Origin of the sequence: Caldithrix abyssi DSM 13497 (assembly GCF_001886815.1) — a bacterium.
Classification (GTDB): Bacteria; Calditrichota; Calditrichia; order Calditrichales; family Calditrichaceae; genus Caldithrix; species Caldithrix abyssi.
This window is the reverse complement of the sequence record NZ_CP018099.1, coordinates 2,049,937-2,073,962: the sequence shown is the minus strand read 5'-3', so window position 1 is coordinate 2,073,962 and position 24,026 is coordinate 2,049,937. Positions and strand designations below refer to the sequence as shown.

Genomic DNA, 24,026 nt, shown 5'->3' with positions numbered 1-24,026 from the left:
TAAAAAAGTATTGATTTACTTTTCTGCTGCCTGTGGAGGGCAGTAAGATGAAAAAATTTTTAAATCGACTCAATTCCATTGATCAGTTATTCGCACTTTTGCGTGTTTTAACCCTGGTGGGCGGGCTGGTGTGGGTATTATTAGCGCCCATTCCAGGCGGGCAGCGGAAACTGCTGTTTTACAACTTTTTCTTTTTCTCGGTTTACAGTATCCTTCTTTATGTTTATATTTACCATCATCCGCCACAAATTCGCAAGGCCTATCTGGTAGTACTGGTCCTCGATCTGATTTTCCTTTCCATTTTAACGCGCTACACGGGCGGTTTTCACAGCGATTTCATTTTAGGATTTTTTTTATTGGTTGCTCTGCATTCGTTTTATTTTGGCTTAAAATTCGGTTTGGCAGTGGCTACTGCCTCTGCCCTGCTCTATCTGCTGTGCGCCCATACTCAAATCAACGCTCAAAATTTTATTAACCTGATTTTGCGCATCGCTTTCTTTTACCTGGTCGCTGGTTCCATGGGCCTGCTTTCCAGAAAAGAAGCGCGCGATCGGCAGCGCATCGAACAGCTTTACAATGATTTAAACCGCCACCGCGCAGAACTGGAACAGGAGCGGGACAAACTTGCAAAAATTTTAATGGGCATTGATGCCGGGCTTGTGCTTTTAAACAGAGATCAACGTATTCTTTGGATGAATCGCGTGGCGGAAGAGTGGTTCGGGCCTGTTCAAAATTTAAAAGATCAGTTCTGCGGGTATGCCCTGTGGCGTTCTTCGGACATCTGTAATGATTGTCCCACCGAACGCTGCCTTAAAAGCGGAAAAATCGAAACAAAGGAGATCGAATTTAAAACGGACAATCATCAGTTGAAATTCTTTCGCGTAACGGCCGCGCCTTTGATGAATGAAGCCGGCGAGATCGAACAAATCCTTGAACTGATGCAAGACATCACGCGCGAAAAGGAATTGAACCTGCAAATGATCCACAAAAGCAAACTGGCCGCCATCGGCGAGCTGGCCAGCAGCATTGCGCACGAAATTAATAATCCCTTAAGCGCCATTGCGGTTTGCATTCAGCAAATCACCGATGTCATGCAATCCAACGGCCACGAAGCGGCAAATGCCAACGACATTAAACTATGCTTACAAAGCATGAAAAACGAAATCCAGCGTTGTAAAAAAATCACCACCGGTTTGCTCGACATTTCACGAAAATCCACCCATCGCAGGGTGCCGCTGAACTTAAATCAGGTTTTGCGAAATGTTTTGATGCTGGTTCGTTACAAGGCGGAAAAGGAACATAAAAACATCGAATTGGATCTGCAGCAGCCGTTGCCGGAAATTATAGGCGAAGCGGACGAACTGGCGCAGGTGTTCATCAATTTAATTTTAAATGCGCTGGAATTTACACCCACTGGCAAAAGCATCTACATCAAAAGCGGCACGCAAAATCATCAATTTGTCTTTGTCAAAGTTCAGGATGAAGGCTACGGCATTCCCATCCAGAATCTGAACAAAATTTTCGATCCCTTTTTTACCACCAAACCGCGGGGAGCCGGCACCGGTCTGGGTTTGGCCATCAGCAAGCGCATTGTCAGGACACACGGCGGTTCCATTCAGGTGGAAAGTAAATTACACCAGGGCACGGTGTTTACGGTTTTATTGCCCGTTGCCCGGAGAGAAGCATAAATAAAAGGAATGGTCATGAACCTGCTCATTGTCGACGACGAAGTTTCGTTTCGCGTCCATTTACGCCATGTTTTTGAACGCAAGGGCTATCAGGTGGCCGAGGCGGCCGATGGCTTTGAGGCGATTGACAAAGCCAAGGAAACGTTATTTGATGTGGTCTTGCTGGATATTATTCTGCCGGATATCGACGGAATTGAGGTGTTAAAACAACTGCATTTGAGCTCGCCTTTTACTCAAATTATTATGATGACCGGCAACGCCACCGTTGAAAACGCCATTGCTTCCATGAAGCTGGGCGCCTATGACTACCTGGTTAAACCCTTTGATTTTGAAGAACTGTCCATTCTGGTGAACAGGGCCTTTGAGCTGGCCCGCCTTAAACGAGAACGGGAGGCTGCAGAGCACGAAAAATTCCTCAAAAGCCGTTTTGAAGAATTCATCGGCCAGAGCGAACACACGCGCCAAATATTACAGTTAGTGGAAAAGGTAGCGCCCACCAACTCCACCGTTTTAATCACCGGCGAAACGGGCACAGGCAAGGAGCTGGTAGCCAAAGCCATCTATCGCAAAAGCGCGCGCAGCGACAAGCCGTTTATTGTGATCAATTGCAGCGCCATGCAGGACACCCTGCTGGAAAGCGAGCTGTTCGGCTACATAAAAGGCGCCTTTACCGGAGCCGTTAAAAATAAAAGCGGATTGATTGAAGTGGTTAACAGCGGCACGCTCTTCCTGGATGAAATTGGCGATGTGAGCCCGGAATTTCAGACGAAATTACTGCGCTTTCTGGAAAGCGGCGAATATCGTCCTCTGGGCAGCACGCACACCTACAAAAGCGATGTGCGCATTATTGCCGCCACCAACCGCGACTTAAAAGAGCTTATGAAGCAGGGCAAATTCCGTGAAGATCTCTTTTACCGCTTAAACGTGTTTAACATCCACCTTTTGCCCCTGCGTGAGCGGCCGGAAGATATTCCCGTGCTGGTTGAACATTTTTTAAGCAAATCGTGCTTCGCCTTAAAAAAGTGCGTTAAAAAATGTAGCCCGCAAGCGATGAAAATCCTGCAAGATTATTCCTGGCCCGGTAATGTCCGCGAACTGGAAAATGTGCTGGAGCGCGCGGTGATTCTGTGCGACGGCAACCAGATTAAAGAGGATGATCTGCCCGGCGACATTAAAAGCCTCGCCACAGCACCTTTATCCGACTCCAATCTAAAATTAGAAGAGGTGGAACGCCAGCACATTTTGCGCGTCCTGCAAGAGACGAATGGCAATAAAACCAGAGCCGCCCAGTTGTTAGGCATCAGTAAAAAAAGCCTCTATTTTAAATTACGCAAATATCATCTGGAAAAGGAGTAGCTGGACAACGACGATACTTATCATTCTGAGTCCCACTCTGACAGGAAGCATCGAAACGAGCGGTTTCTTGTTCTTAATCACGCACTCCCATTCGACTGCGCTCAGGGAGCGGGAGTACGGTTGCTGAGCGTAGCCGAAGCAACCGTTGATTGTGAATCCCCCCCTTCGGCTGCGCTCAGGGCAAGCCTTCGACTGCGCTCCCTTCGACTTCACTCAGAGAGCGGGAGTACGGTTGCTGAGCGTAGCCGAAGCAACCGTTGGATTGTGAAGCCCCCCTTCGACTGCGCTCAGGGCAAGCCTTCGGCTGCGCTCAGGGAGCGGGAGTACGGTTGCTGAGCGTAGCCGAAGCAACCGTTGATTGTGAATCCCCCCCCTTCTACTTCGCTCAGGGGCGCAAATGCTGAGTGTCATTCTGAGTCCTGCCGCAGGTGGGAACCACAAGCGGGAACCGCAGGCGGGAACCGCAAACAGAGCGAAGGTTCCATTTCATGAAAAAAGAATAATAAAATTGCCAATGCCAGACGCAGAATATGATGGTAAAACGATGCGTTTAAAATGATTTTTAATAATGGCAATCAAGTAATTCAGCACATTGTTCCTTGAAATTTCAAACCTTTTATTTGATTTTTCAATTTACACTTCTTAAATTCCTTAAAAAAAAGAAGATAAAATGATCGACCGCCCCATTGATCGAACAAGAGTTCGACAGCTTCTGGATCAGTTTCCGGTTACCGCTATTATCGGGCCGCGGCAGAGTGGAAAAACCACTCTGGCAAAACAGTTTAAAGCGGATTACTATTTTGATCTGGAAAACCCACAGCATCTGGCGCAGTTGGAACATCCTCTGATTACGTTGGATGAATTACAGGGATTAATTGTTATTGATGAAATCCAGCGGCAGCCGGATTTATTCCCGGTGCTGCGCCATCTGGTAGATACCTATCTTAAACAAAAATATCTGATTTTGGGCAGCGCTTCGCGCAATCTCATAAAACAAAGCGGTGAATCGCTGGCTGGCAGAATTGCCTATTTTCAGCTGGAAGGCTTTCGTCCCTCTGACGTGGGCATAGAAAATTGGAAAAAACTCTGGCTGCGGGGCGCTCTGCCGCCGTCATACTTAGCAAAATCTGATCGACAGAGTTTTATCTGGCGTCAGCAATACATTTCCACTTTCCTGGAACGCGATATTCCCCAATTAGGTATTCAAATTCCCGCACGCACCTTACGAAGATTCTGGATGATGCTCAGCCATTACCACGGCCAGATTTTAAATTACTCCGAAATCGGGCGTTCTTTTGGTATTTCGGATGTAACAGTGCGGAAATACGTGGAAATTCTGGAAGACACATTTATGCTGCGGACGCTGTGGCCCTGGCACGCTAATTTAAAAAAACGGCTGGTAAAACGACCCAAACTTTATTTCAAGGACTCCGGCTTGTTCCATGCGTTAATGTCCATTGAAACCATGGAGCAACTGATGGCTCATCCCAAACTGGGCGCTTCCTGGGAAGGATTTGCTTTAAACGTTTTGTGCCGCTTACTGGGCAAAGAAGATCAATCCTATTTTTTCTGGGCGACCCATGCTGGCGCCGAACTGGATTTACTTTGGCATGAAGGTGGAAAACATTACGGCGCAGAATTTAAATTTGTGGATGCGCCGGTTTTGACTAAATCGATGAAAAGCGCCATGCACGATTTGAACCTGGATTATCTTTATGTGATTTATCCCGGCAAAAGCAATTACAAACTAAGCGATAATGCAGCGGCGCTGTCCTTTTCGCGAATGGCTGCAGAGGGACTTTAAGGTGGCTGAGTAGCGCCGCTTCATCGCTGCGCATCGAAACAAGCGGTTTCTTGAGCTTAATCACGCCCACCCTTCGACTGCGCTCAGGGCAGGCCTTCGTCTGCGCTCCCTTCGGCTTCGCTCAGGGAGCGAGGGTACGGCTGCTGAGCGTAGCCGAAGCAACCGTTGATTGTGAATTCTCCCCCATCGACTGCGCTCAGGGCAGGCCTTCGGCTTCGCTCAGGGAGCGAGGGTACGGCTGCTGAGCGTAGCCGAAGCAACCGTTGATTGTGAATTCTCCCCCATCGACTGCGCTCAGGGCAGGCCTTCGGCTTCGCTCAGGGAGCGGGAGTACGGTTGCTGAGCGTAGCCGAAGCAACCGTTGGATTGTGAATTCTCCCCCATCGACTGCGCTCAGGGCAGTCCTTCGACTGCGCTCCCTTCGGCTTCGCTCAGGGAGCGAGGATACGGTTGCTGAGCGTAGCCGAAGCAACCGTTGGATTGTGATTCCTCCCCCCTTCGACTTCGCTCAGGGCAAGCCTTCGACTTCACTCAGAGAGCGGGAGTGCGGTTGCTGAGCGTAGCCGAAGCAACCGTTGGATTGTGAATCCCTCCCCCGACTTCGCTCCGTTCAGAATAACAGGCATAAAATATATTAAACGCCGTGTATTTTGCTTAATATTCATTGGCCTTTAGAGAAAATTTACAGTCGTTAAATAATTTATTTGGTTTTGTGCATTTTATGCCGTATCTTAACTTCAGTTAATTCGTCAGACCAACCTGAGTTTGACCTTCAGACAAGAATTTTCTTCTCTTCAGAGTTAACCCCTTGTTGGCAGTTTCGAATTTCTAAGTTAATTTTTTTATTTATTTTTTAAGGAGTTTCATAGTGAATATCTATGTAGGGAACATTCCCAGAAACAGCGAAGAACAACCGATTCGTGAGTTGTTCGAAGAGTATGGCAGCGTATCAGAAGTTAAATTACTTCGTGATCGGTACACCGGTGAATTACGTGGCTTTGGTTTTGTAACGATGGAATCTGAAGAAGAAGCGCAGAACGCCATCGACAATATTAACAACACCGAACTGGGCGGACGCACCCTGGTGGTCAATAAAGCTCGTCCACGCACCGAACGGTCAGATAACCGCAGTTTCGGGAATCGCAATCAACGTTCCTGGTAATAACTGAAAATCTCAAAGCCCTGCTTCGGCAGGGCTTTTTTTTTGCCCAAAACCTCGGCCCCAGCACTACAAACACAATGCTCACGCCCGAAACGTATTCCCATTCTTACCGAAAACAGCTAACATAAACCCGGCATTCCAGCTTGCGGCCGCAGGCGGAAGTAACAATATCAATCCTTATCTTCCCTGTACAATCGGAAGGCTTTTTCCCAGGAGGTGACAATGCCCTTAATCATCGCCGAACTAAAGCCCTGGTGCTCCATGGTATTCAATCCGGAAATGGTGACGCCGCGGGGCGTGGTCACGCGATCGATTTCCGCTTCGGGATGTGTTTGATTTTCCAGTAACAGACGCGCCGCGCCCAGCGATGTTTGCGCGGCAATCAACATGGCCTTGTCCGCCGGAAAGCCGATTTCAATGCCGCCCTGCGAAGCGGCGCGAATGGCGCGCAGAAAGAAAGCCACGCCGCAGGCGCCCAGCGCCGTGGCGGCAGCCATCTGCTCTTCATCAATAATCAGTGTTTTGCCGACGGTGGAAAAGATCTCCTCAGCCATGCGCAAGGCCGGACCGTTCATGCCTTCTGTAGCCAGACAGGTCATGGATTCTCGCACGGCCACACCGGTATTGGGCATGGCGCGCACCACGGTAGCCTCTTTTTGCAAACGGTCTTTTATCTGCCGGATCGAAACGCCCGTCACACACGAAATTATGACATGCCGATCCACATCCACGGCGGGCGCCAACTCATCCAGCAACCTGTTCATCTGCTGGGGTTCCACCGTAATGATCAAAAGATCGGCCCAGGCTGCGGCCTTTAAGTTGTCTTTTTCGATTTTAAAACCAGCCTCGCCAAATTCGGCTATTCGATCGATATGGCGTCGCGTTAAAATAATGTTTTGCGGCCTGTACTCTCCCGAATCTTTTAAGCCTCTGGCAATGGCTCCGCCAAGATTGCCCACGCCAATGATGGCAATTGTTTTATTTCTGGACATAACGCTCCTCTTTGTTTGCTTTCAAACTTACTTGCATTTCCAACTCGTTTTTAACCTGCTTCTAAAAACGTTGCTAACAAAATACTTAATCATCGCTGTCCGCTCTCTTCCCTTTCACCAGCGCCCAAAAAATTTATTTGGTCCATGGTCGTACGGGTTTTTGTGTTTTTCGGTACTGGCCTCTAACCGCGTTTACTCATACGTTTTTATTTTAAATAAGCGTGGATCATTTCCGCAGCCTGGCGGCCGTGGAAAATAGCACGCACCACCAGAGAAGCGCCGGCGCTGGCATCGCCTGCCGCAAACACGCCCGCTCTTGATGTGGCATAATCTCCGTTGGTAAGTATGTTGCCCCGCTCATCCAGCGCCAGTTCCAGGTCTTTGATTAACGGTCCATGTTGTACGTGCAAAAAGCCCAGCGCCAACAACACCAGGTCCACCTGTAAGCTGAACGCGCTGCCGGGAATTTCCTTGTAAACGGGCGGCTGGCCCGACCATTCGATGCGGCTAAAATGCGCCCGGTACACGCGGCCGTTGCGACCTTCAAATTTTCGCGTTAAAATGTTCCACTGGCGTTCGCAACCCTCGCGCTGCGAAGAAGAGGTGCGTAAAATATTGGGCCAGCGCGGCCAGTCGAGATTCCAGCTCTCCTTCCATTCCGCAGGCCGGGGCAAAATTTCGAACTGGTAAACTTTTTTTGCTCCCTGGCGGATGGCCGTACCCACACAATCGGAGCCGGTGTCTCCGCCGCCCAAAACCAGCACCGTCTTTCCATCTGCCCGGATGCATTGCTCTCTGGCGCGCAGGCCGTCCACCGCCAGATTGGACTGCGTTAAATATTCCATGGCAAAGTGAACGCCTTTGAGTTGACGCCCTTCCACTTCCAGTTCGCGAGGTTGGCCGGCGCCGACGGCGATTAAAATTGCATCGAATGACTTTAGCAAGTAGCGGGCCGAAATATCCACGCCAATTTCCGTATTATTCTCAAAACGCACGCCTTCCGCTTCCATTTGCGCCAGGCGCCGATCCAGAATGTGTTTTTCCAGTTTAAAATCGGGAATACCGTAGCGCAGTAAACCGCCCATCTTTGGCGCTTTTTCGTAAACCGTCACTTCGTGTCCGGCGCGGCGCAATTGCTGAGCGGCGGCCAGACCGGCCGGGCCCGAACCGACGATGGCCACTTTTTTGCCGCTTAACCTGCGCGGCGGCCGGGGAGTTACCCAACCTTCGGCAAAGGCTCGCTCTGCAATGGCCCATTCGATCTGTTTAATGGTCACCGGACTGTCGTTAATGCTCAATGTGCAGGCCGTTTCGCACGGAGCAGGACAAACGCGTCCGGTTATTTCCGGAAAATTATTGGTTAACTCCAGGCGTTCGTACGCTTCCTGCCATTGATCGCGGTAAAGTAGATCGTTCCATTCCGGGATTAAATTTTCCACCGGACATCCGTAAGATGAGTGGCAAAACGGAATGCCGCAATCCATGCAACGGGCGGCCTGTTTTTTCAGCTCTGCCTCTTCCGGCAATATGATGAATTCTTTAAAATGCTTAATGCGCTCTTTTACCGGTTGTTCGGAATAGGTTTTGCGTGTGTATTCTAAAAATCCTGTTGGTTTCCCCATTAACCAAACACCTCCTCTGTAACTTTAACGGCGCCGTCCTCGCTAAACTGGCTTTCTTTTAATCGTTCCAGCGCTTTGCGGTAGTCGATGGGCATCACTTTAACAAACGACGGCAAAAAATCTTCCCATTGCGCAAGAATCTCTGCGGCCAGCGGGCTTGCTGTGTACGCATGGTGCTTTTCGATACAACTTTTTAAAAACGCGACATCCTGCTCATCGTTTAGCGGCTCGATGTCCACCATTTCCAGATTACAACGCGTATCAAACAATTGATTTTCATCGAGCACGTAGGCAATGCCGCCGCTCATGCCGGCCGCGAAATTAACGCCCGTGCCTCCCAGCACAATCACCCTGCCGCCGGTCATGTATTCGCAGCCGTGATCGCCCACGCCTTCCACAACGGCCAGCGCGCCGCTGTTGCGCACGGCAAAGCGTTCGCCGGCCACGCCGTTGATGTACACTTCGCCGGCGGTGGCGCCGAACAGAGCCACATTTCCGCAAATCACATTGTTCTGCGGTAAAAAGTTCGAACGTTCAGGCGGCCGGATGATGATCTTGCCGCCGCTTAAGCCCTTGCCCAGGTAGTCGTTGGCGTCCCCTTCAAGAAAAAAGGTTACGCCGTGCGCCAGAAAAGCGCCAAAACTTTGCCCGGCCGAGCCTTTAAAGCGAATGGTAACGGTGTCTTCCGGCAGACCCTGTGAGCCATACTTTGTGGCAATTTCCGAACTGATAATCGTTCCCACCGTGCGATTAAAATTAAAAATGGGAGCGGTTAGTTCCACCGGCTGTTGTTTTTCGATGGCTTTTTGCAAATTGGGTAGCAGATTGAAATCCAGCGTACGGCTGAAATCGTGTTCCTGCTGACGGACAGCACAGTTGGAAGCGGCGGTAGCGGCCAGACCGTCCGCAAACAACGGACTAAAATCCAGTCCTTTACTTTTAAAATGGTGCAGAGCCTGATCCACCTCCAGCAAATCGCTTCTGCCGACAATCTCCGTCAGAGAGCGGAACCCCATTTCAGCCAGGTGTTCGCGCACTTCCTGCGCCAGAAAGCGCATCAAATTCATCACATGCTCCGGGCGACCGGTAAACCGTTTGCGCAACCGTTCATCCTGGGTGGCCACGCCCACCGGACAGGTGTTCAGATGACATTTACGCATCATCACACAGCCCAGGCTCATCAGCGCCACGGTGCCAAAGCCGAACTCTTCGGCGCCCAGCAAAGCGGCGATAATAATATCGCGGCCGGTACGCAATTGACCGTCCACCTGTACGCTGATGCGATCGCGCAGGGCGTTTTGTTTAAGCACCTGATGCGTTTCGGCCAGGCCAATTTCCCAGGCCGAACCGGCGTGTTTAATGGAAGACCAGGGTGAGGCGCCGGTTCCGCCGTCGTGTCCGCTAATCAGCACCATGTCGGCTCTGGCCTTGGCCACGCCGGCTGCCACCGTACCGATACCTAACTCCGACACCAGTTTGACCGAAATACGCGCCCGACGGTTAGCGTGCTTTAAATCGGAAATCAACTGCGCCAGGTCTTCGATAGAGTAAATATCGTGATGCGGCGGCGGAGAGATGAGCATCACCCCGGGCGTGGAATGGCGCACTCTGGCGATCACCGAATCGACCTTGAAGCCCGGCAGCTGTCCGCCCTCGCCCGGTTTGGCGCCCTGGGCAATTTTTATCTGTATTTCTTCGGCATGCACCAGGTAGTTGATGTTCACGCCAAACCGTCCCGATGCCACCTGTTTAATCTTGCTGTTTAATGAATCGCCATTGGGCAAAGGGAGAAAGCGACTCTCGTCTTCTCCGCCCTCGCCGGAATTGCTTTTTGCCCCCAGCCGGTTCATGGCCAGCGCCAGAGTCTCGTGAGCTTCTTTGCTAATGGAACCAAAAGACATGGCCGAGGTAACAAAGCGCTTCACAATCGATTCAACCGGTTCCACCTCATTCAGAGGTACGGGCGTCGGTTTTTTAATTTTGAACAAACCGCGTAAGGTGCACAGCTTGCGACTGTGTTCATCTACCAGCGCCGAATATTGTTTAAACAGATGGTAATCGCCCTGGCGAACGGCGCGTTGTAAATGAACCACAATCTCCGGGGTAATCAGATGTTTTTCGCCCTGCCTGCGATAGTGGTACTGACCGCCGGAAGGCAGCGGGCGAACGCCGCTCTCTGTCTGTTTTTCAAAGGCCAGGCGATGCCGTTCCAGCGTCTCTTTTTCGACGGTTTTCAGACCAATGCCGCCGATGGGCGAATGGGTGTTGGGAAAATAGCGCTGCACAAAGTCCGCGGAAAGACCAATGGCCTCGAACGTTTCGGCGTGGCGGTAGCTGCGCAGGGTCGAAATGCCCATTTTGGACATCACCTTCAACAACCCCTTATTGATGGCCGCAATAAAGTTCATGCTGGCCAGATCCAGGTTTAAATCCGAAGCCAGCTTGCCTCTGGATTTTAAATCGTGAATGGTTTCAAAAACCAGATAAGGATTGATCCCGCTGGCGCCAAAGGAAATTAACGTGGCAAAGTGATGCACTTCGCGCGCCTCGCCGGTTTCCAGGATTAGCGCCGTCAAATGCCGTTTGTTCCGGCGAACCAGGTGGTGGTGGACAACAGAAGTGGCCAGCAAGGCCGGAATGGGCGCCTGTTGTTCATCGATGTCGCGATCGCTTAAAATGATTAACGAATATCCGGCGTCCACCTTCTTTTGAACGGCCGCGCACAGTCGTTCCAGCCCATTTTCCAGAGCGCCTTCGCGCGCTTCGAACAACATGGGCACAGTTCCCACCTTAAGCCCCTTAATATTCACGCCGCGTAAGCGCTCGATATCTTCATTGGTTAAAACCGGATGGGGCAATTTAAGCTGGCGGCAATGTTCGGGCGTTTCTTCTAACAGATTGCGCTGCCGGCCCACCCAACTGGAAAGCGACATGATGAGATTCTCGCGATAGGGATCAATGGGCGGATTGGTGACCTGTGCAAAACGCTGTTTGAAATAGTTGTACAACAGTTGCGGTTTTTCGGAAAGTACGGCCAGTGCGGCATCGTTGCCCATACTGCCCACCGCTTCCTGGGCGTTTTGCGCCATGGGCAATATAATCATGCGCACATCTTCCAGGGTGTACCCAAAGACTTTCTGTCGTTCGGCCAGGTGAGCCTTGTTCAAGCGCATGCGGTAAGGAATTTGAAACATGCCCTTTAGTTCGATTTTATTTTCCGCCAGCCAGCGCCGATAGGGCTTCCAGCGCGAAACCGATGCTTTAATCTCTTTGTCCTTAATCACGCGCTGGCGCTGCGTATCAACTAAAATCATTTTGCCTGGCATCAGCCTGCCCTTTTCGCGCACATCCTGCGGATCGACGGGCAGCACACCGCTTTCGGAGGCCAGAATCATGCGCCCGCTGCGTGTGATGGTGTAGCGACCCGGACGCAAACCGTTGCGATCGAGATAGGCGCCGATCTTTACGCCATCGCTAAAAATCAATGCTGCCGGGCCGTCCCATGGATCCATGATGGTCATGTGGTACTCATAAAAAGCGCGCAGGTCCTGACTCATGTGAAATTGCAGACCAAAAGCCTCGGGCACCATCATCATCATGGCGTGCTCCATGCTGCGTCCGCCCTGCACCAGCAACTCGAACACGTTGTCAAAACAGGCGGAATCGCTGGCCTCTGGATTGACAATGGGGAAAATCTTTTCGATCTCCTGGCCAAACAACGGCGAAGACAAAGTGTACTCGCGATCCTTAATTTTGTTAATATTGCCGCGTAAGGTGTTAATTTCGCCGTTATGCGCGATGAAGCGGAACGGCTGGGCCAGCGGCCAGGAAGGAAAGGTGTTGGTGCTGTAGCGCTGATGCACCATGGCCAGGGCCGATTCAAAATCGGGATCAGTCAAATCCGGGTAAAAATTCTGGAATTGCAGCGAAACAAACATGCCTTTGTAAACTATGGTTCGGGCAGAGAGCGAAACAACGTAAAAATCGTCCATCGTCCAGTGGTTTGTTTGCGCCTCGCTCTCCAGCGTTTTTCTTAGAATGTACAACTTGCGTTCCAGCTGCTGCCCAACAAGATTTTTAAAGCGGACAAAAATCTGCCAGAAAGTGGGCATAGATTTTCGGGCAAAGGCGCCCAGAGCATCGGGATTCACCGGCACCTGGCGCCAGCCGAGCAACCGACCGCCCTCTTTACGAACCATAGCGCGCACCATTTTGCGAGCTTTTTCGGTCTCATTGCGGGGTAAAAATAAAAAACCCACGCCATAAGAGCCCGCCTGCGGCAGAGAAAAATCAAGCGCTTTTTGAAAAAACTTGTGCGGAATCTGAAGCATCATGCCCGCTCCGTCGCCCGATTTGGCATCGCCGCCCACCGCGCCTCGATGTTCAAGATTGTTCAGGATGGTGATGGCATGATCGATAATGGCGTGCTCTCTGGCGCCGTTGATGTTGACAATAAAGCCCAGTCCACAGGCGTCGTGCTCAAACTGTTTATGGTACAGTCCTTTGTTTTTCATGCCCCTCCTCTCTTTAGGATACTTCCTTCAAAACATCTATTCCGCCATAGCTGGATTGGTTGAATGGTTAATTAGTTGAATAGTTGATTGGTTAAATGGCAACTGCCCACGTTCAGCGTTCCCCTCATCCGGACTTTTATTCAGGGAGAGGGGGTGAGGGCAATTGAAACTATTTTTAATTTGAAACATTCTCTGCGCCTTTTGTGACTTCTTCGCGCTCTTACTGGTTGCATAAAATAATTGAGTCCACTCTAAAAAAAATTATTATTGAATTTCATTTAAACTGGACTATTGTTTTTATTTAAATTACATAAAATATATTCGTGTCCATTCGTGAAATTCGTGGTTATTATACTGAACTCATAATTTGTTTAATCTTTTTCTGCGATTATTGGCGTAATCTGCGAGAAAATTACTTTGAGCGCGTTGCAGTTGATTCTGGTTGCAGTTTTGCTGCCCTGGATCGATTGTCATGAGCTAATCGGCAGTCAATTTTTCCAGCGCCCGTTGCCATTTTTCGAAATTGAATTCTTTTAAAATCGACTGCATCTGGCGTTTAATCTGCGCGTTGGCCAGATTGCCGATACTGCCTTCGTGGCTGTAATGCGCCTTTTCCGGAGGTTTAAACAGCCCCTTGCTCACCTCTTCGGCCACCTGACGGTAAGCCTCTCTGAACGGCGCGCCCTTTTTAACCTGCTCGTTTACCGCTTCCACTGTAAAAAGAGTGCGGTATGTTTCATCTTTTAAAATCTGGCGGTTGACTTCCATTTTGGGCAGCACGTGGATGAGTATGGTCAGGCACTCCTTCAAATCCTGAAACGCGGGTAAAAACTGCTCCTTTGTAATCTGAAAATCACGGTGGTAACCGGAAGGCAGGTTGTTGGCAACCATTTGTATCTGCACAGGCAATGTTTTTAAGCGATTACACCTGGCGCGTAAAATCTCAAACACATCCGGATTTTTTTTGTGCGGCATGATGCTCGAACCAGTGGTAATGCTTTCCGGAAATTTAACGAATCCGAAGTTCTGGCTCTGATAGAGCACCAGGTCCATGGCCAGCTTGCTCAACGTTTCGGCGATGCCGCCCAGCGCTTGGGCGACCACGCGCTCCATTTTGCCTCTGGTCATCTGGGCGTACACCGAATTGACGTTCAACTCATCAAAGCCCAGCAGTCTGGCGGTCATTTGGCGATCTAAAGGAAAGCCGGAGCCGTACCCGGCCGCAGAGCCCAGAGGATTTTTGTTGACCAGGCGGTAGGCGGCCTGCAACTGGATTAAATCGTCCACCAGACTTTCGGCAAAGGCCGCCAGCCACAGGCCAAAAGACGATGGCATGGCAATCTGCAAATGCGTGTAGCCGGGCAGTAAAACGTCTTTGTACTGCTCGCTTAAATGGATTAGCAAATCGAAAAGCGCGCGCACCAGTTCCACGATCTTTTTAATTTCGGCCCGTACAAAAAGCCGCAGGTCAACCAGCACCTGATCATTGCGCGAACGGCCGGTGTGCAAACGCGCTCCGGCTTCGGCATCCATTTTGGTCAGCAATAATTCAACCTGCGAATGAATGTCTTCTACGCCCGGCTCAAAACGAAAGGAGCCGGAATCAATCTGGCGCAGAATTTGCTTCAGGCCGTTTTGCAGCTTTTGATGGATATTTTCATCGAGCAATCCCACTTTTCGCAACATGGCGCTGTGCGCCAGTGAACCGATGACATCCCACCGGGCCAGCAGATCATCCAATTGCAGATCTTTGCCGATGGTAAATTGTTCCACTTCTGCATCTAATGGACTATTTTTTTGCCACACTTTTTTACTGTTTTTCATGATACCGTTCTCTTTTTTTAAAATACAAAGGTCTCTGACCTCATTCCGCCACGTGCGGGACCGGAATGCCAGGCCGACCTCAACCTCTTCCCCCTACCCCCCTAAACTTCTAAACCACTAAACATCCTACCCTCCCCCCAGCAGCCTTTCCAATAGCTGAACGTATTTTCTAATGCCATCTTCAATCTCCCTCAGGTAAATGAACTCATTGGGCGTGTGCGAACGCTCCGACATGCCCGGCCCCATTTTCACAGAGGGCGCTTCGATGTAAGTCTGATCGGAAAGCGTGGGCGAACCAAAGGTGGAGATGCCCATTTTTTCCGCAATTTTCACCAGCTCATGCCCGGCGTCGATGGAAGACGGTTTCAGGCGCAGCGAAGTGCGAACGATCTCGCTTTCGATATTCTGGCGGATGAGGTCCAGAATCTCTTCATGCGTGTAAACTTCCGTTGTTCTGATGTCCACTGTAAAGTCGCAACGATCGGGAATCACATTGTGCAGTTCGCCGGCCTGAATGGTGGTTACCGTCATTTTCACCGGCCCCAGCAGTTTCGAAACTCTTGGGAACTGAAACGTGCTGAACCATTCGATGTCTTTCATTGCTTTTAGAATGGCGTTCTCCCCCAAATTGCGGGCGGCATGGCCGGCCACGCCATGCGCTCTACAGCGCAAAACCATCAGGCCCTTTTCGGCAGTGGCCATTTGCATGCCGGTTGGTTCTCCAACGATCGCCAGGTCTATGGCGCCCCATTCCGGCAGTACGGAGCGGATACCTTTTTCACCGGAATTTTCTTCTTCTGCCGTGGCCGCCATGATAACGTTGTACGAAAGATTCTCTTTTTCGTAAAAATAGACAAAAACAGCCAGCAAACTGACCAGCGGCCCGCCGGCGTCGTTGCTTCCCAGTCCGATTAATTTTCCGTCGTTGACCACCGGTTCAAACGGATCGGTTTGCCAGCCCTGCACCGAACGTACCGTGTCGTGATGTGAATTGAGCAAAAGCGTCGGTTTGGTCGGATCAAAATTTTTATTAAGCGCCCACACATTGTTGTGTTTTCGGCTGGTGGCGACGCCCTTTTCCTGCAAAAAGGCCTCGATCAGCGCCGCAGTTTCATCTTCCTGCCCGCTAAAAGACGGCCGTTTAATCAATTGCTTAAGCAGTTCGATGGCTTCGTTGGTCAATTGTTGAATATTTTGCATGAGATTATTCCAATGTAATATGCGTTCCTTTTTTCAGTTGATTAAAATGCGTAATGCGCACCTTTTGCACTCCTTTACGTAAGGCGTCGAAGGCGTTGTCCAGCTTGGGAATCATCCCATCGGTAATGACCTTTTGCTGGCGATACCGTTCGTAAAGTGCCGCATTCAGTTGCGGAATAACACTGGATTCGTCCTGCGCCTGCGCAAGCACACCCGGCTTTTCGAAGCAGAAGATCAATTCCGTGGGGAAAACGGCGCTCATGGAAATGGCCAGTTGCGTGGCAATAGTATCGGCGTTAGTGTTCAACATTTGTCCCCGGCCATCATGCGTCAATGCGCAAAACACCGGGGTCAGATCAGTTTCCAGAAACCAGTGTACGCGCAGCGAATCAATCTTTACGACGTCGCCCACCAGCCCAAAATCGATGGTTTGCGCCGGCCGTTTTTGGGCCAAAATCAATCCGGCGTCGGCTCCGCTTAAACCAACGGCATTTACGCCAAGTCCCTGCAGCAGAGCCACGATCTTTTTGTTGTACAGGCCGCCGTAAACCATTAAAGCCACTTCCAGAGCCGGTTCATCGGTAATGCGCCGGCCTTCGATCATGCGGGGCGTAAAGCCTAATTGATCCGCAATTTGCGTCGCTTTTTTCCCGCCGCCATGTACCAGCAGCTTGAGTTCCGGCCAGGCGCTGAAAGCCTTTAAGAATGCGCCCAATGCCTGTTCATCTTCCAGAACTCTTCCGCCTATTTTAAAAATCGTTAATTTTCTTTTCATCTTGTTCGCCTGTTAAATATTTAAACGCGTCGCTAAGCCGATTTCAACATTACGAACGCTTCGTGTACAACGCGTAAAAACATATCGCTGCGCTGTCCGGAAGCCGCCCGGGATTTGCAGCATATTAAGTTCATCTGGCCGCCACAGACCGACGATTACTTTTGCAACTTTTAATAAGCCGATGGTTTTAAATGCAATCCCACATTCTCCGCAAGGCCAAACATTAAATTCATGTTTTGCACGGCCTGACCGGCGGCGCCTTTAATCAGATTGTCAATGACGCTGATGATGAGCAGCTGATCGTCTTCTTTTATCAGGTGCAGCAACGCTTTATTGGTATTGACTACCTGCTTTACATCCGGGTTAGCCTCGACCACAAACACAAAGGGATGCTGAAGGAAATAGGCTTCGTACAAAGAGCGCGCTTCTTTTAGATTCAGTTTGGCCTTTGTGTAAACGGCCGCCAGAATGCCGCGCGTGAAACTGCCGCGCATGGGCACAAAACGGATGACCGGCTGTTCACCGCTGCCGACGCGCTGCAGGGTTTGCTTAATTTCTTCCAGATGCTGATGCTTAAACGGTTTGTAAAGCGACACATTGCCGCTGCGCCAGGTAAAATGCGTGGTTTCTGAGTGGGCCTGCCCGGCCCCGCTGGAACCCGTAATGGCAGAAACATGCGCTTCCGCCTGCAGCAAACCGCCGGCAGCCAGCGGTAACAAAGCCAGTTCAATGGCCGTGGCAAAACATCCCGGGTTGGCAACTTTCGAGGCCGTTTTAATTTGATCTTTAAATGCTTCCGGCAAACCGTACACAAAATCGTTGTCCGTTGTTTTCAGACGAAAGTCCCGACTTAAATCGATGATCTTAATACCAGACTTGAGGTTCGTTTTTTGTAAAAACTCCGCAGATGCGCCATGCCCCATACTCAGGAACAACACATCCACATCGGGTAAAATAGTCTCCGAAAAACACATCTTTGTTTCGCCGATTAAATCTTTGTGCACGTCGGTTAGCGGTTTACCGGCCTGACTGCGGCTGTGTACAAAAGCCAGTTCCACCCATGGATGGTTGAGCAAAATGCGCAGTAATTCGCCGCCTACATATCCCGCTCCGCCCACAATTCCCGCACGAATCATTCCTCATTACCTCCGGCTTTTTGTTGCACCTGATGGAAAATTCTACTCTGGACGGCCAGAATCTTTGCAAAACCGCGGGCGTCGTTACCATCCCATAAATGGTTCATTTCGCCGTAAGCCGCTGCGTCGGAAGCCATTAAATCAAAGGGACTTTTAATTCCCTGTAATTCAAAACGGTAAGGATGAACTTTTACAAAAACCGTTCCGCTGACATGATGTTGCGTGTCCTCTAAAAACGTTTCGATATTGCGCATTACCGGCTCCAAATATTGCCCTTCGTGCAACAGCATGCCGTACCAGTTGGCCAGTTGGTCTTTCCAGTACATCTGCCATTTCGTAAGAACATGCTTTTCCAGCAACTGATGCGCTTTTAGAATCAGCAGCGGCGCCGGCGCTTCGAAGCCCACTCTTCCTTTAATGCCGATGATGGTATCGCCCACGTGAATGTCCCGTCCAATACCGTAAGGGGCAATTAGGGCGTTTAAGGCTTTAATGGCCTTGAGCGGATTGTCAAACTTGCGATCATTAAATCCGCTCAGCTCTCCGTTTTCAAATTGCAGCGTTAAAACCAGCGGCGTTTGTTCGGTAACCTGTGTGGGGTACGCCTCTTCAGGCAAAGGACGGTGCGATGTTAATGTTTCCTCTCCGCCCACCGATGTGCCCCACAGCCCCTGATTGATGGAATATTTTGCCTTTTGCCAAGGCACATCCAGCCCAAACTTTTTCAGGTAGGCGATCTCTTCTTCGCGCGAAAGTTTTTGATCGCGCACGGGCGTTAAAATTTCAACCTGCGGCAAAAGAATCTGAAAGATCATATCAAAGCGGATTTGATCGTTACCGGCGCCGGTGCTGCCGTGCGCCACGTAATCGGCGTTGATCTCTTTCACATAGTCGGCAACAGCCATGGCCTGAAACACGCGTTCTGCGCTGACCGAAAGCGGGTAAACGCCATTGCGTAACACGTTGCCAAAAATCAGGTATTTGACACACCGGTCGTAAAATTCCTGTTCAATGTTTACCGTGCGGTGCTCGACGACGCCAAGCTGGCGGGCTTTGGCTTCCAGGGCCTCCACCTCGTCTTTCGAAAAACCGCCGGTGTTAACGGCGATGGTAAAAACGTCCAGCCCCTTTTCACTCGCCAGATATTTGGCGCAGTAGGTGGTATCCAGACCGCCGCTAAAGGCCAACACTACTTTTTTGTTCATTGATGACTTCACTTTCTTTCGTTTTGTTTTTCTTCTTTTCTTCTGGATCAAACAGCATGGCCGTGCACAGACAATGCTTTCTGTTGGTTCGTTGTAAGATGTCAAAATTTACGCAGCTCTCACAACCTTTCCAGAACTCTTCGTCGTCCGTGAGCTGGGCAAAGGTTACCGGCCGGTAACCAAGTTGATAGTTTATTTTCATCACCGCCGGACTGGTGGTAATACCAAACAGTTTGGCATGGGGATATTTTTTGCGAGAAAGTTCAAAGGCGGCCTTTTTAATCATTTTGCCCAGTCCCAGCTCTCTGAACTCCGGCACGACGATTAAACCGGAATTGGCCACGTAATTCTTCTCTTTGCCCCAGCTTTCGATGTAGCAAAAGCCGGCCAATCGGCCATCCGACGTTAAGGCAATAACCGCCTTTCCTTCGCGCATTTTGGAGCGGATATATTCCGGTTTGCGTTTAGCAATACCGGTGCCTCTGATTTTAGCGGCGTCTTCGATTGTTTCACAGATTTTCTCTGCATATTTAAAGTGTTCCTGGCTTGCAGTTACAATAGTTACTTTGTTTTTGTCCATTAATGACTCCTTCTCAGTAAAGAAAAAGTTTACGCGATTCGATTAATAAAAATACGTTTGGTTTTGTAAATAAAGCAGGGCCTACGATCGTCGTCGCCCGCGAGGTCGGTAAAAATAAAAATAGCGTGGTAAGTGAATAAAAATTAAACTTTGCATCATAACCGTTTCAATTTTTGTTTTGGCAAATATAATAAACAGCAAAGAAAATGCAAATTTTTTTACACTTGCATGCAATTTTATACATTTTGGTTCAGGCAAAAGACTTTTGATTTAATTATCGTGAAGAAGACAAAGGAAATGGCGCGACATTTGAGCAATGCGGCGTAAAAAGTGAATTTGACGATTTTTTTCGAGTCCGATGAGGAGGGTTTTTCATTTACGCGTATGGCGTACTTGTTAATTGAGCGGCTTTTTTTCAGCCGCTTTAAAATTTAGGGTCGTCAAAGCGCCAGAATTTTTGAAGAAAGTTTTCTAAACAAAATAGCCATCCTGCTTTTCAGCAGGATGGCTACGGGCCTTGCTTCTTTCCATAGAGTCCCAGAACTTCCGTGTTCCTTATTTAAATTCGGTCATGGCTTTACAGAATTAAATAAAACTTCAAAAGTGATCAAATTTTTCTCTAACTTCACTGAAATTTTTCCGGGCTGTGGCGGGCAATGGTTCCTTCCACCATGTAAATTACATCTTCGGCAATATTGGTTGCCAGGTCTGCAATCCGTTCCAGATAACGGGAAATAGAGATGTACTGCAGGTAGATGGCTGCCTTTTGCGGATTTTCGGCAAGCTTTTGGGCCACCAATTGATAGAGGCTGCGATGCATGGCATCCACCTCATCATCCATCTGTAAAACCGATTTGGCTTCATCAATATCAAGGTTGATCAGGGCTTTAAGACTATTTTTGAGCATAATTTTCACTTTTTCGAACATGGTATCCAGATCGAAGTGTAAATCGTTCTGTCCCAGGTACATCAGCTCCATCGCCCGCTGGGCAATGTTGGAAGCCAGATCGCCCACTCTTTCCAGGTCATTGTTGATTTTTAACACGGAAATCACGTAGCGTAAATCAATGGCCACGGGCTGGTGCAAAGCCAAAATCTTCAGGCAGTCATTTTCCACTTCCACTTCCATATTATCAATTTTTTCATCATTCTCAATGACTCGCTGAGCTAATTCTTTGTTTTGTGTTTTTAATGCGGTTACGGCATCGTAAAGCGTCTCTTCCACCATCATGCTTAAAGTCAGCACCTTTTTCTTCAGCTTTTCGATGTCTTTTTGCAAATGTATGCTCATCGTTTTAATTCCTTTACAGGGTAAATGATTCGTTTTTAATAGTCCGGGCTTTTCCGATTCAAACTGGTAATCAGCCCTTATACAATTATAACTTGTTTACGGCGTAAATTCAATATGCTTTACCCATTTTAAATGACTTTTAGCTGATATGTTCCCTATTCAGCTATTAACCGAATCGGCCTGTAATGTAATTTTCCGTTTCTTTCTTTTTGGGATTGGTGAAAATTTGCCTGGTTTCGCCATATTCAACGATGTATCCTTTATAGAAAAACGCCGTGTAGTCAGAAATTCTGGCGGCCTGTTGCATATTGTGTGTTACAATGACGATGGTGTAGCGATTCTTAAGAGACTCGACCAGTTCTTCTATTTTAGCCGTGGCGATAGGATCGATGGCCGAGGTTGGTTCGTCCATCAACAAAATTTCCGGTTCAATGGCAATGGCTCTGGCAATACATAAACGTTGCTGCTGGCCTCCGGACAAAGCCGTTCCGGGTTGATTGAGTTTGTCCTTCACTTCATCCCATAAAGCCGCGCGTTTGAGGGCTTCTTCCACGCGGCCGGTCAGTTCGCTTTTACTCAATTTGTAGTGCAAGCGCAAACCGTAAGCCACATTTTCGAAGACGGACATGGGAAAGGGGGTTGGTTTCTGAAAGATCATGCCCACGCGTTTGCGCAGTTTGATCAGATTGGTGTTTTCAGACAGAATATTTTCGTCGTCCAGGAACACTTCGCCTTCTGCCCGCTGATCGCGATACAATTCGTAGATACGATTGTAAACGCGCAGGTGGGTGGACTTGCCGCAACCGGAAGGGCCGATAATCGCCGTGACCTTTTTAGGCAAAATCTCCAGATTGTTGTTAAACAAGGCCTGTTGATCTCCGTAAAAGAAATTTAAATTACGTACGGAGATTCTTCCCTCGCCTTTGGTCATAATTTTATCCGCTTTTTCCATAATAATTTCATTTGACATGTTTATCTCTCACTAAATAACGTACACCGATTGTTGTAATTAGTACTGTAAAGGTAATCAAAAAAGAAGCGCCCCAGGCTAACTGTTGCCAGTCGGCATAAGGCGACATGGCATAGTTAAAAATGGTTACCGTAAGATTTGCCGTTGGGCGTGCAAAGTTTTCGGGCCAGTATGGACTGTTAAGCGCCGTAAAAAGTAAAGGAGCCGTCTCGCCGCTGATACGCGCAACCGCAAGCATGATGCCTGTAATCAAACCTTTTTTTGAAGCTCTGAACACGACATTCAGCGTAACCTTCCAGCGGGGCATGCCCAGGGCAAGAGCAGATTCTCGCAAGGCACTGGGAACCAATTGCAGCATATCTTCTGTGGTTCGGGCTACCAACGGCAACATCAAAATGGCCAGAGCCACCGCCCCGGCATAGCCAGAAAAATGACCGATAGGACGAACTAAAAGCGTGTACACGAAAATACCGATGATGATGGAAGGCGTGCCCATTAAAATATTGGTAAAAAAACGGATTGACTGAGCGAACTTAGACTGACCACCGAATTCGCTCAAATAAATTCCCGCCAAAAGTCCAAAGGGTACGCTAAGCAGGGTTGCCAGTACGGTAATGATCAACGTGCCAAGGATGGCATTGGCCAGACCTCCGCCGCCCATGCCCGGCGGAGCGGGGAGTTCTGTAAAAAAAGCCCAGTCGATGGACGCAATGCCTCTTAGCAGCACAACCGCCAAAATCCAGATCAGGAAAACAAGCCCCAGCAACGCGCCGCTGGCGGAAATCATTCGAATGACAAAATCCAGGTAAACTCTGGTCTTTTCTGATCGTTCTTTCATTGGACACCCATTGTTTTCTGAATCCGTTTTAGCCACAATTGAGAGATCATTTGAATTAAAAAGGTTACCAGAAAGAGCAACAGCCCCAGCTCTATCAGTGCGCTCAGGTAGAGCGGTTCGGACGCTTCGGCAAACTCATTGGCCAGGGTGGCGGTAATACTGTTGGAAGGAGCAAAAAGAGACGTGGAAATAACATGGCTGTTTCCAATTACAAACGTTACGGCCATGGTTTCGCCAATCGCCCGGCCCAATCCGATAAAGGTAGCCCCGATCATCCCCTGTACGCCATAGCGAATCATCACCTTGACCATCTCCCAGGTGGTGGCGCCCATGCCCACGGCCGATTCTTTAACCACCGATGGAACCATCAAAAAAACTTCGCGCATCACCGAACTGATAAAAGGTAAGATCATAATGGCCAGAATGATTCCGGCGGTCAGCATGCCAATCCCCATTGGCGGCCCTTCAAACAAAAAGAAATTGCCGCTTACTTTTTGCAAAAACGGCTGAATATAGCGGGCCATAAGGGGCGCAAAGACAAATAACCCCCACATGCCATAAATAATACTGGGTATGGCAGCCAGCAACTCAATGGCCATTCCAAAAAACTTACTTATGGGGGGCGGCGCCATCTCTACCAGAAATAAAGCGATGACCAGACTTAACGGCACGGCAATAATCATGGCGATTAACGTAGATATGAGCGTTCCGTAAAGGCTGGAAAGCGCGCCAAACTCCTGCTGAACCGGATCCCAGATATTGGTGTAAAAAAAACGTAAGCCGAATTTTTCGATGGAAAGCCAGGAATTGCTGACCAGTTCAATGAACAGCAAAGCCATGATCAATAAGATCAAAGCCCCTCCTAAAATGGTCAACAACCTGAAAACACCATCGCTCCGACTCTGTGTGCTGCGTTCGAGTAAAAGCTTCATCTCTTTTTTGCGCTCTCCGTTACCATTTACCTATGTTTCTTCCATCCTTGCGTTTATTTAATGAAAGCGTTAAAGGCCCTTTTGACGCCTTTAACGCTTTGCCAAAAAACTACAGTCACAATGTTAGTTTATCCGCA

17 protein-coding genes are annotated in these 24,026 nt (G+C 49.2%); 4 read left to right on the top strand and 13 right to left on the bottom strand.

Annotated features, from left to right (window positions below; genetic code table 11):
• The first annotated feature begins 47 nt into the window (after nucleotides 1–47).
• The 4 genes from Cabys_RS08130 to Cabys_RS08115 all read left to right on the top strand — a co-directional run bounded on the left by Cabys_RS08130 (nucleotide 48) and on the right by Cabys_RS08115 (nucleotide 6,010).
• Nucleotides 48–1,688, top strand: a complete 1,641-nt coding sequence (locus Cabys_RS08130) for a two-component system sensor histidine kinase NtrB (RefSeq protein WP_006929850.1) — start codon at nucleotides 48–50, stop codon at nucleotides 1,686–1,688.
• 15 nt (nucleotides 1,689–1,703) lie between these two features.
• Nucleotides 1,704–3,044 carry a sigma-54-dependent transcriptional regulator gene (locus Cabys_RS08125; RefSeq protein WP_006929849.1) on the top strand — a complete coding sequence of 447 codons (1,341 nt, stop codon included), beginning with the start codon at nucleotides 1,704–1,706 and terminating at the stop codon, nucleotides 3,042–3,044.
• A gap of 670 nt (nucleotides 3,045–3,714) precedes the next feature.
• Nucleotides 3,715–4,848: an ATP-binding protein gene (locus Cabys_RS08120; protein WP_006929848.1), complete on the top strand. Its 1,134-nt coding sequence runs from the start codon at nucleotides 3,715–3,717 to the stop codon at nucleotides 4,846–4,848.
• An 868-nt stretch (nucleotides 4,849–5,716) separates the two neighbouring features.
• Nucleotides 5,717–6,010, top strand: coding sequence for an RNA recognition motif domain-containing protein (locus Cabys_RS08115; RefSeq protein ID WP_006929847.1), 294 nt, complete (start codon nucleotides 5,717–5,719; stop codon nucleotides 6,008–6,010).
• 170 nt (nucleotides 6,011–6,180) lie between these two features.
• Here the strand turns inward: Cabys_RS08115 and proC are convergent, their stop codons facing one another.
• The 13 genes from proC to pstC all read right to left on the bottom strand — a co-directional run bounded on the left by proC (nucleotide 6,181) and on the right by pstC (nucleotide 23,889).
• Entirely contained in the window at nucleotides 6,181–7,002 is an 822-nt protein-coding gene (gene proC / locus Cabys_RS08110; RefSeq protein ID WP_006929846.1) for a pyrroline-5-carboxylate reductase, read from the bottom strand.
• Between the two features lie 206 nt (nucleotides 7,003–7,208).
• Nucleotides 7,209–8,624, bottom strand: a complete 1,416-nt coding sequence (locus Cabys_RS08105) for a glutamate synthase subunit beta (protein WP_006929845.1) — start codon at nucleotides 8,622–8,624, stop codon at nucleotides 7,209–7,211.
• Nucleotides 8,624–13,138 (bottom strand): glutamate synthase large subunit, encoded by a 4,515-nt coding sequence (gltB, locus tag Cabys_RS08100; protein WP_006929843.1) that lies wholly within the window; start codon nucleotides 13,136–13,138, stop codon nucleotides 8,624–8,626. Before gltB ends, Cabys_RS08105 begins: the two co-directional genes overlap by 1 nt.
• A gap of 477 nt (nucleotides 13,139–13,615) precedes the next feature.
• Entirely contained in the window at nucleotides 13,616–14,962 is a 1,347-nt protein-coding gene (argH, locus tag Cabys_RS08095) for an argininosuccinate lyase (RefSeq protein WP_006929841.1), read from the bottom strand.
• Nucleotides 14,963–15,088: 126 nt separating this feature from the next.
• The gene (locus Cabys_RS08090) at nucleotides 15,089–16,162 is read right to left on the bottom strand and encodes a M20 family metallo-hydrolase (protein WP_006929839.1); all 1,074 of its coding nucleotides are present in this window, start codon (nucleotides 16,160–16,162) and stop codon (nucleotides 15,089–15,091) included.
• Between the two features lie 4 nt (nucleotides 16,163–16,166).
• Complete coding sequence (argB, locus tag Cabys_RS08085) at nucleotides 16,167–16,937, bottom strand: acetylglutamate kinase (protein WP_006929837.1); 771 nt, start codon at nucleotides 16,935–16,937, stop codon at nucleotides 16,167–16,169.
• Nucleotides 16,938–17,107: 170 nt separating this feature from the next.
• Nucleotides 17,108–18,073, bottom strand: coding sequence for an N-acetyl-gamma-glutamyl-phosphate reductase (gene argC, locus Cabys_RS08080; protein ID WP_006929835.1), 966 nt, complete (start codon nucleotides 18,071–18,073; stop codon nucleotides 17,108–17,110).
• Complete coding sequence (locus Cabys_RS08075) at nucleotides 18,070–19,278, bottom strand: argininosuccinate synthase (protein WP_006929833.1); 1,209 nt, start codon at nucleotides 19,276–19,278, stop codon at nucleotides 18,070–18,072. The genes argC and Cabys_RS08075 overlap by 4 nt, the downstream gene beginning before the upstream one ends.
• Nucleotides 19,250–19,858 (bottom strand): GNAT family N-acetyltransferase, encoded by a 609-nt coding sequence (locus Cabys_RS08070; RefSeq protein WP_006929831.1) that lies wholly within the window; start codon nucleotides 19,856–19,858, stop codon nucleotides 19,250–19,252. The genes Cabys_RS08075 and Cabys_RS08070 overlap by 29 nt, the downstream gene beginning before the upstream one ends.
• 625 nt (nucleotides 19,859–20,483) lie before the next feature.
• Nucleotides 20,484–21,149, bottom strand: a complete 666-nt coding sequence (phoU, locus tag Cabys_RS08065; RefSeq protein WP_006929829.1) for a phosphate signaling complex protein PhoU — start codon at nucleotides 21,147–21,149, stop codon at nucleotides 20,484–20,486.
• A 166-nt stretch (nucleotides 21,150–21,315) separates the two neighbouring features.
• On the bottom strand, nucleotides 21,316–22,101 hold the full coding sequence (gene pstB / locus Cabys_RS08060; RefSeq protein ID WP_150109368.1) for a phosphate ABC transporter ATP-binding protein PstB: 786 nt from the start codon (nucleotides 22,099–22,101) through the stop codon (nucleotides 21,316–21,318).
• 7 nt (nucleotides 22,102–22,108) lie between these two features.
• Complete coding sequence (gene pstA / locus Cabys_RS08055) at nucleotides 22,109–22,957, bottom strand: phosphate ABC transporter permease PstA (RefSeq protein WP_006929827.1); 849 nt, start codon at nucleotides 22,955–22,957, stop codon at nucleotides 22,109–22,111.
• Nucleotides 22,954–23,889: a phosphate ABC transporter permease subunit PstC gene (pstC, locus tag Cabys_RS08050; protein WP_006929826.1), complete on the bottom strand. Its 936-nt coding sequence runs from the start codon at nucleotides 23,887–23,889 to the stop codon at nucleotides 22,954–22,956. Before pstC ends, pstA begins: the two co-directional genes overlap by 4 nt.
• Nucleotides 23,890–24,026 lie beyond the last annotated feature (137 nt).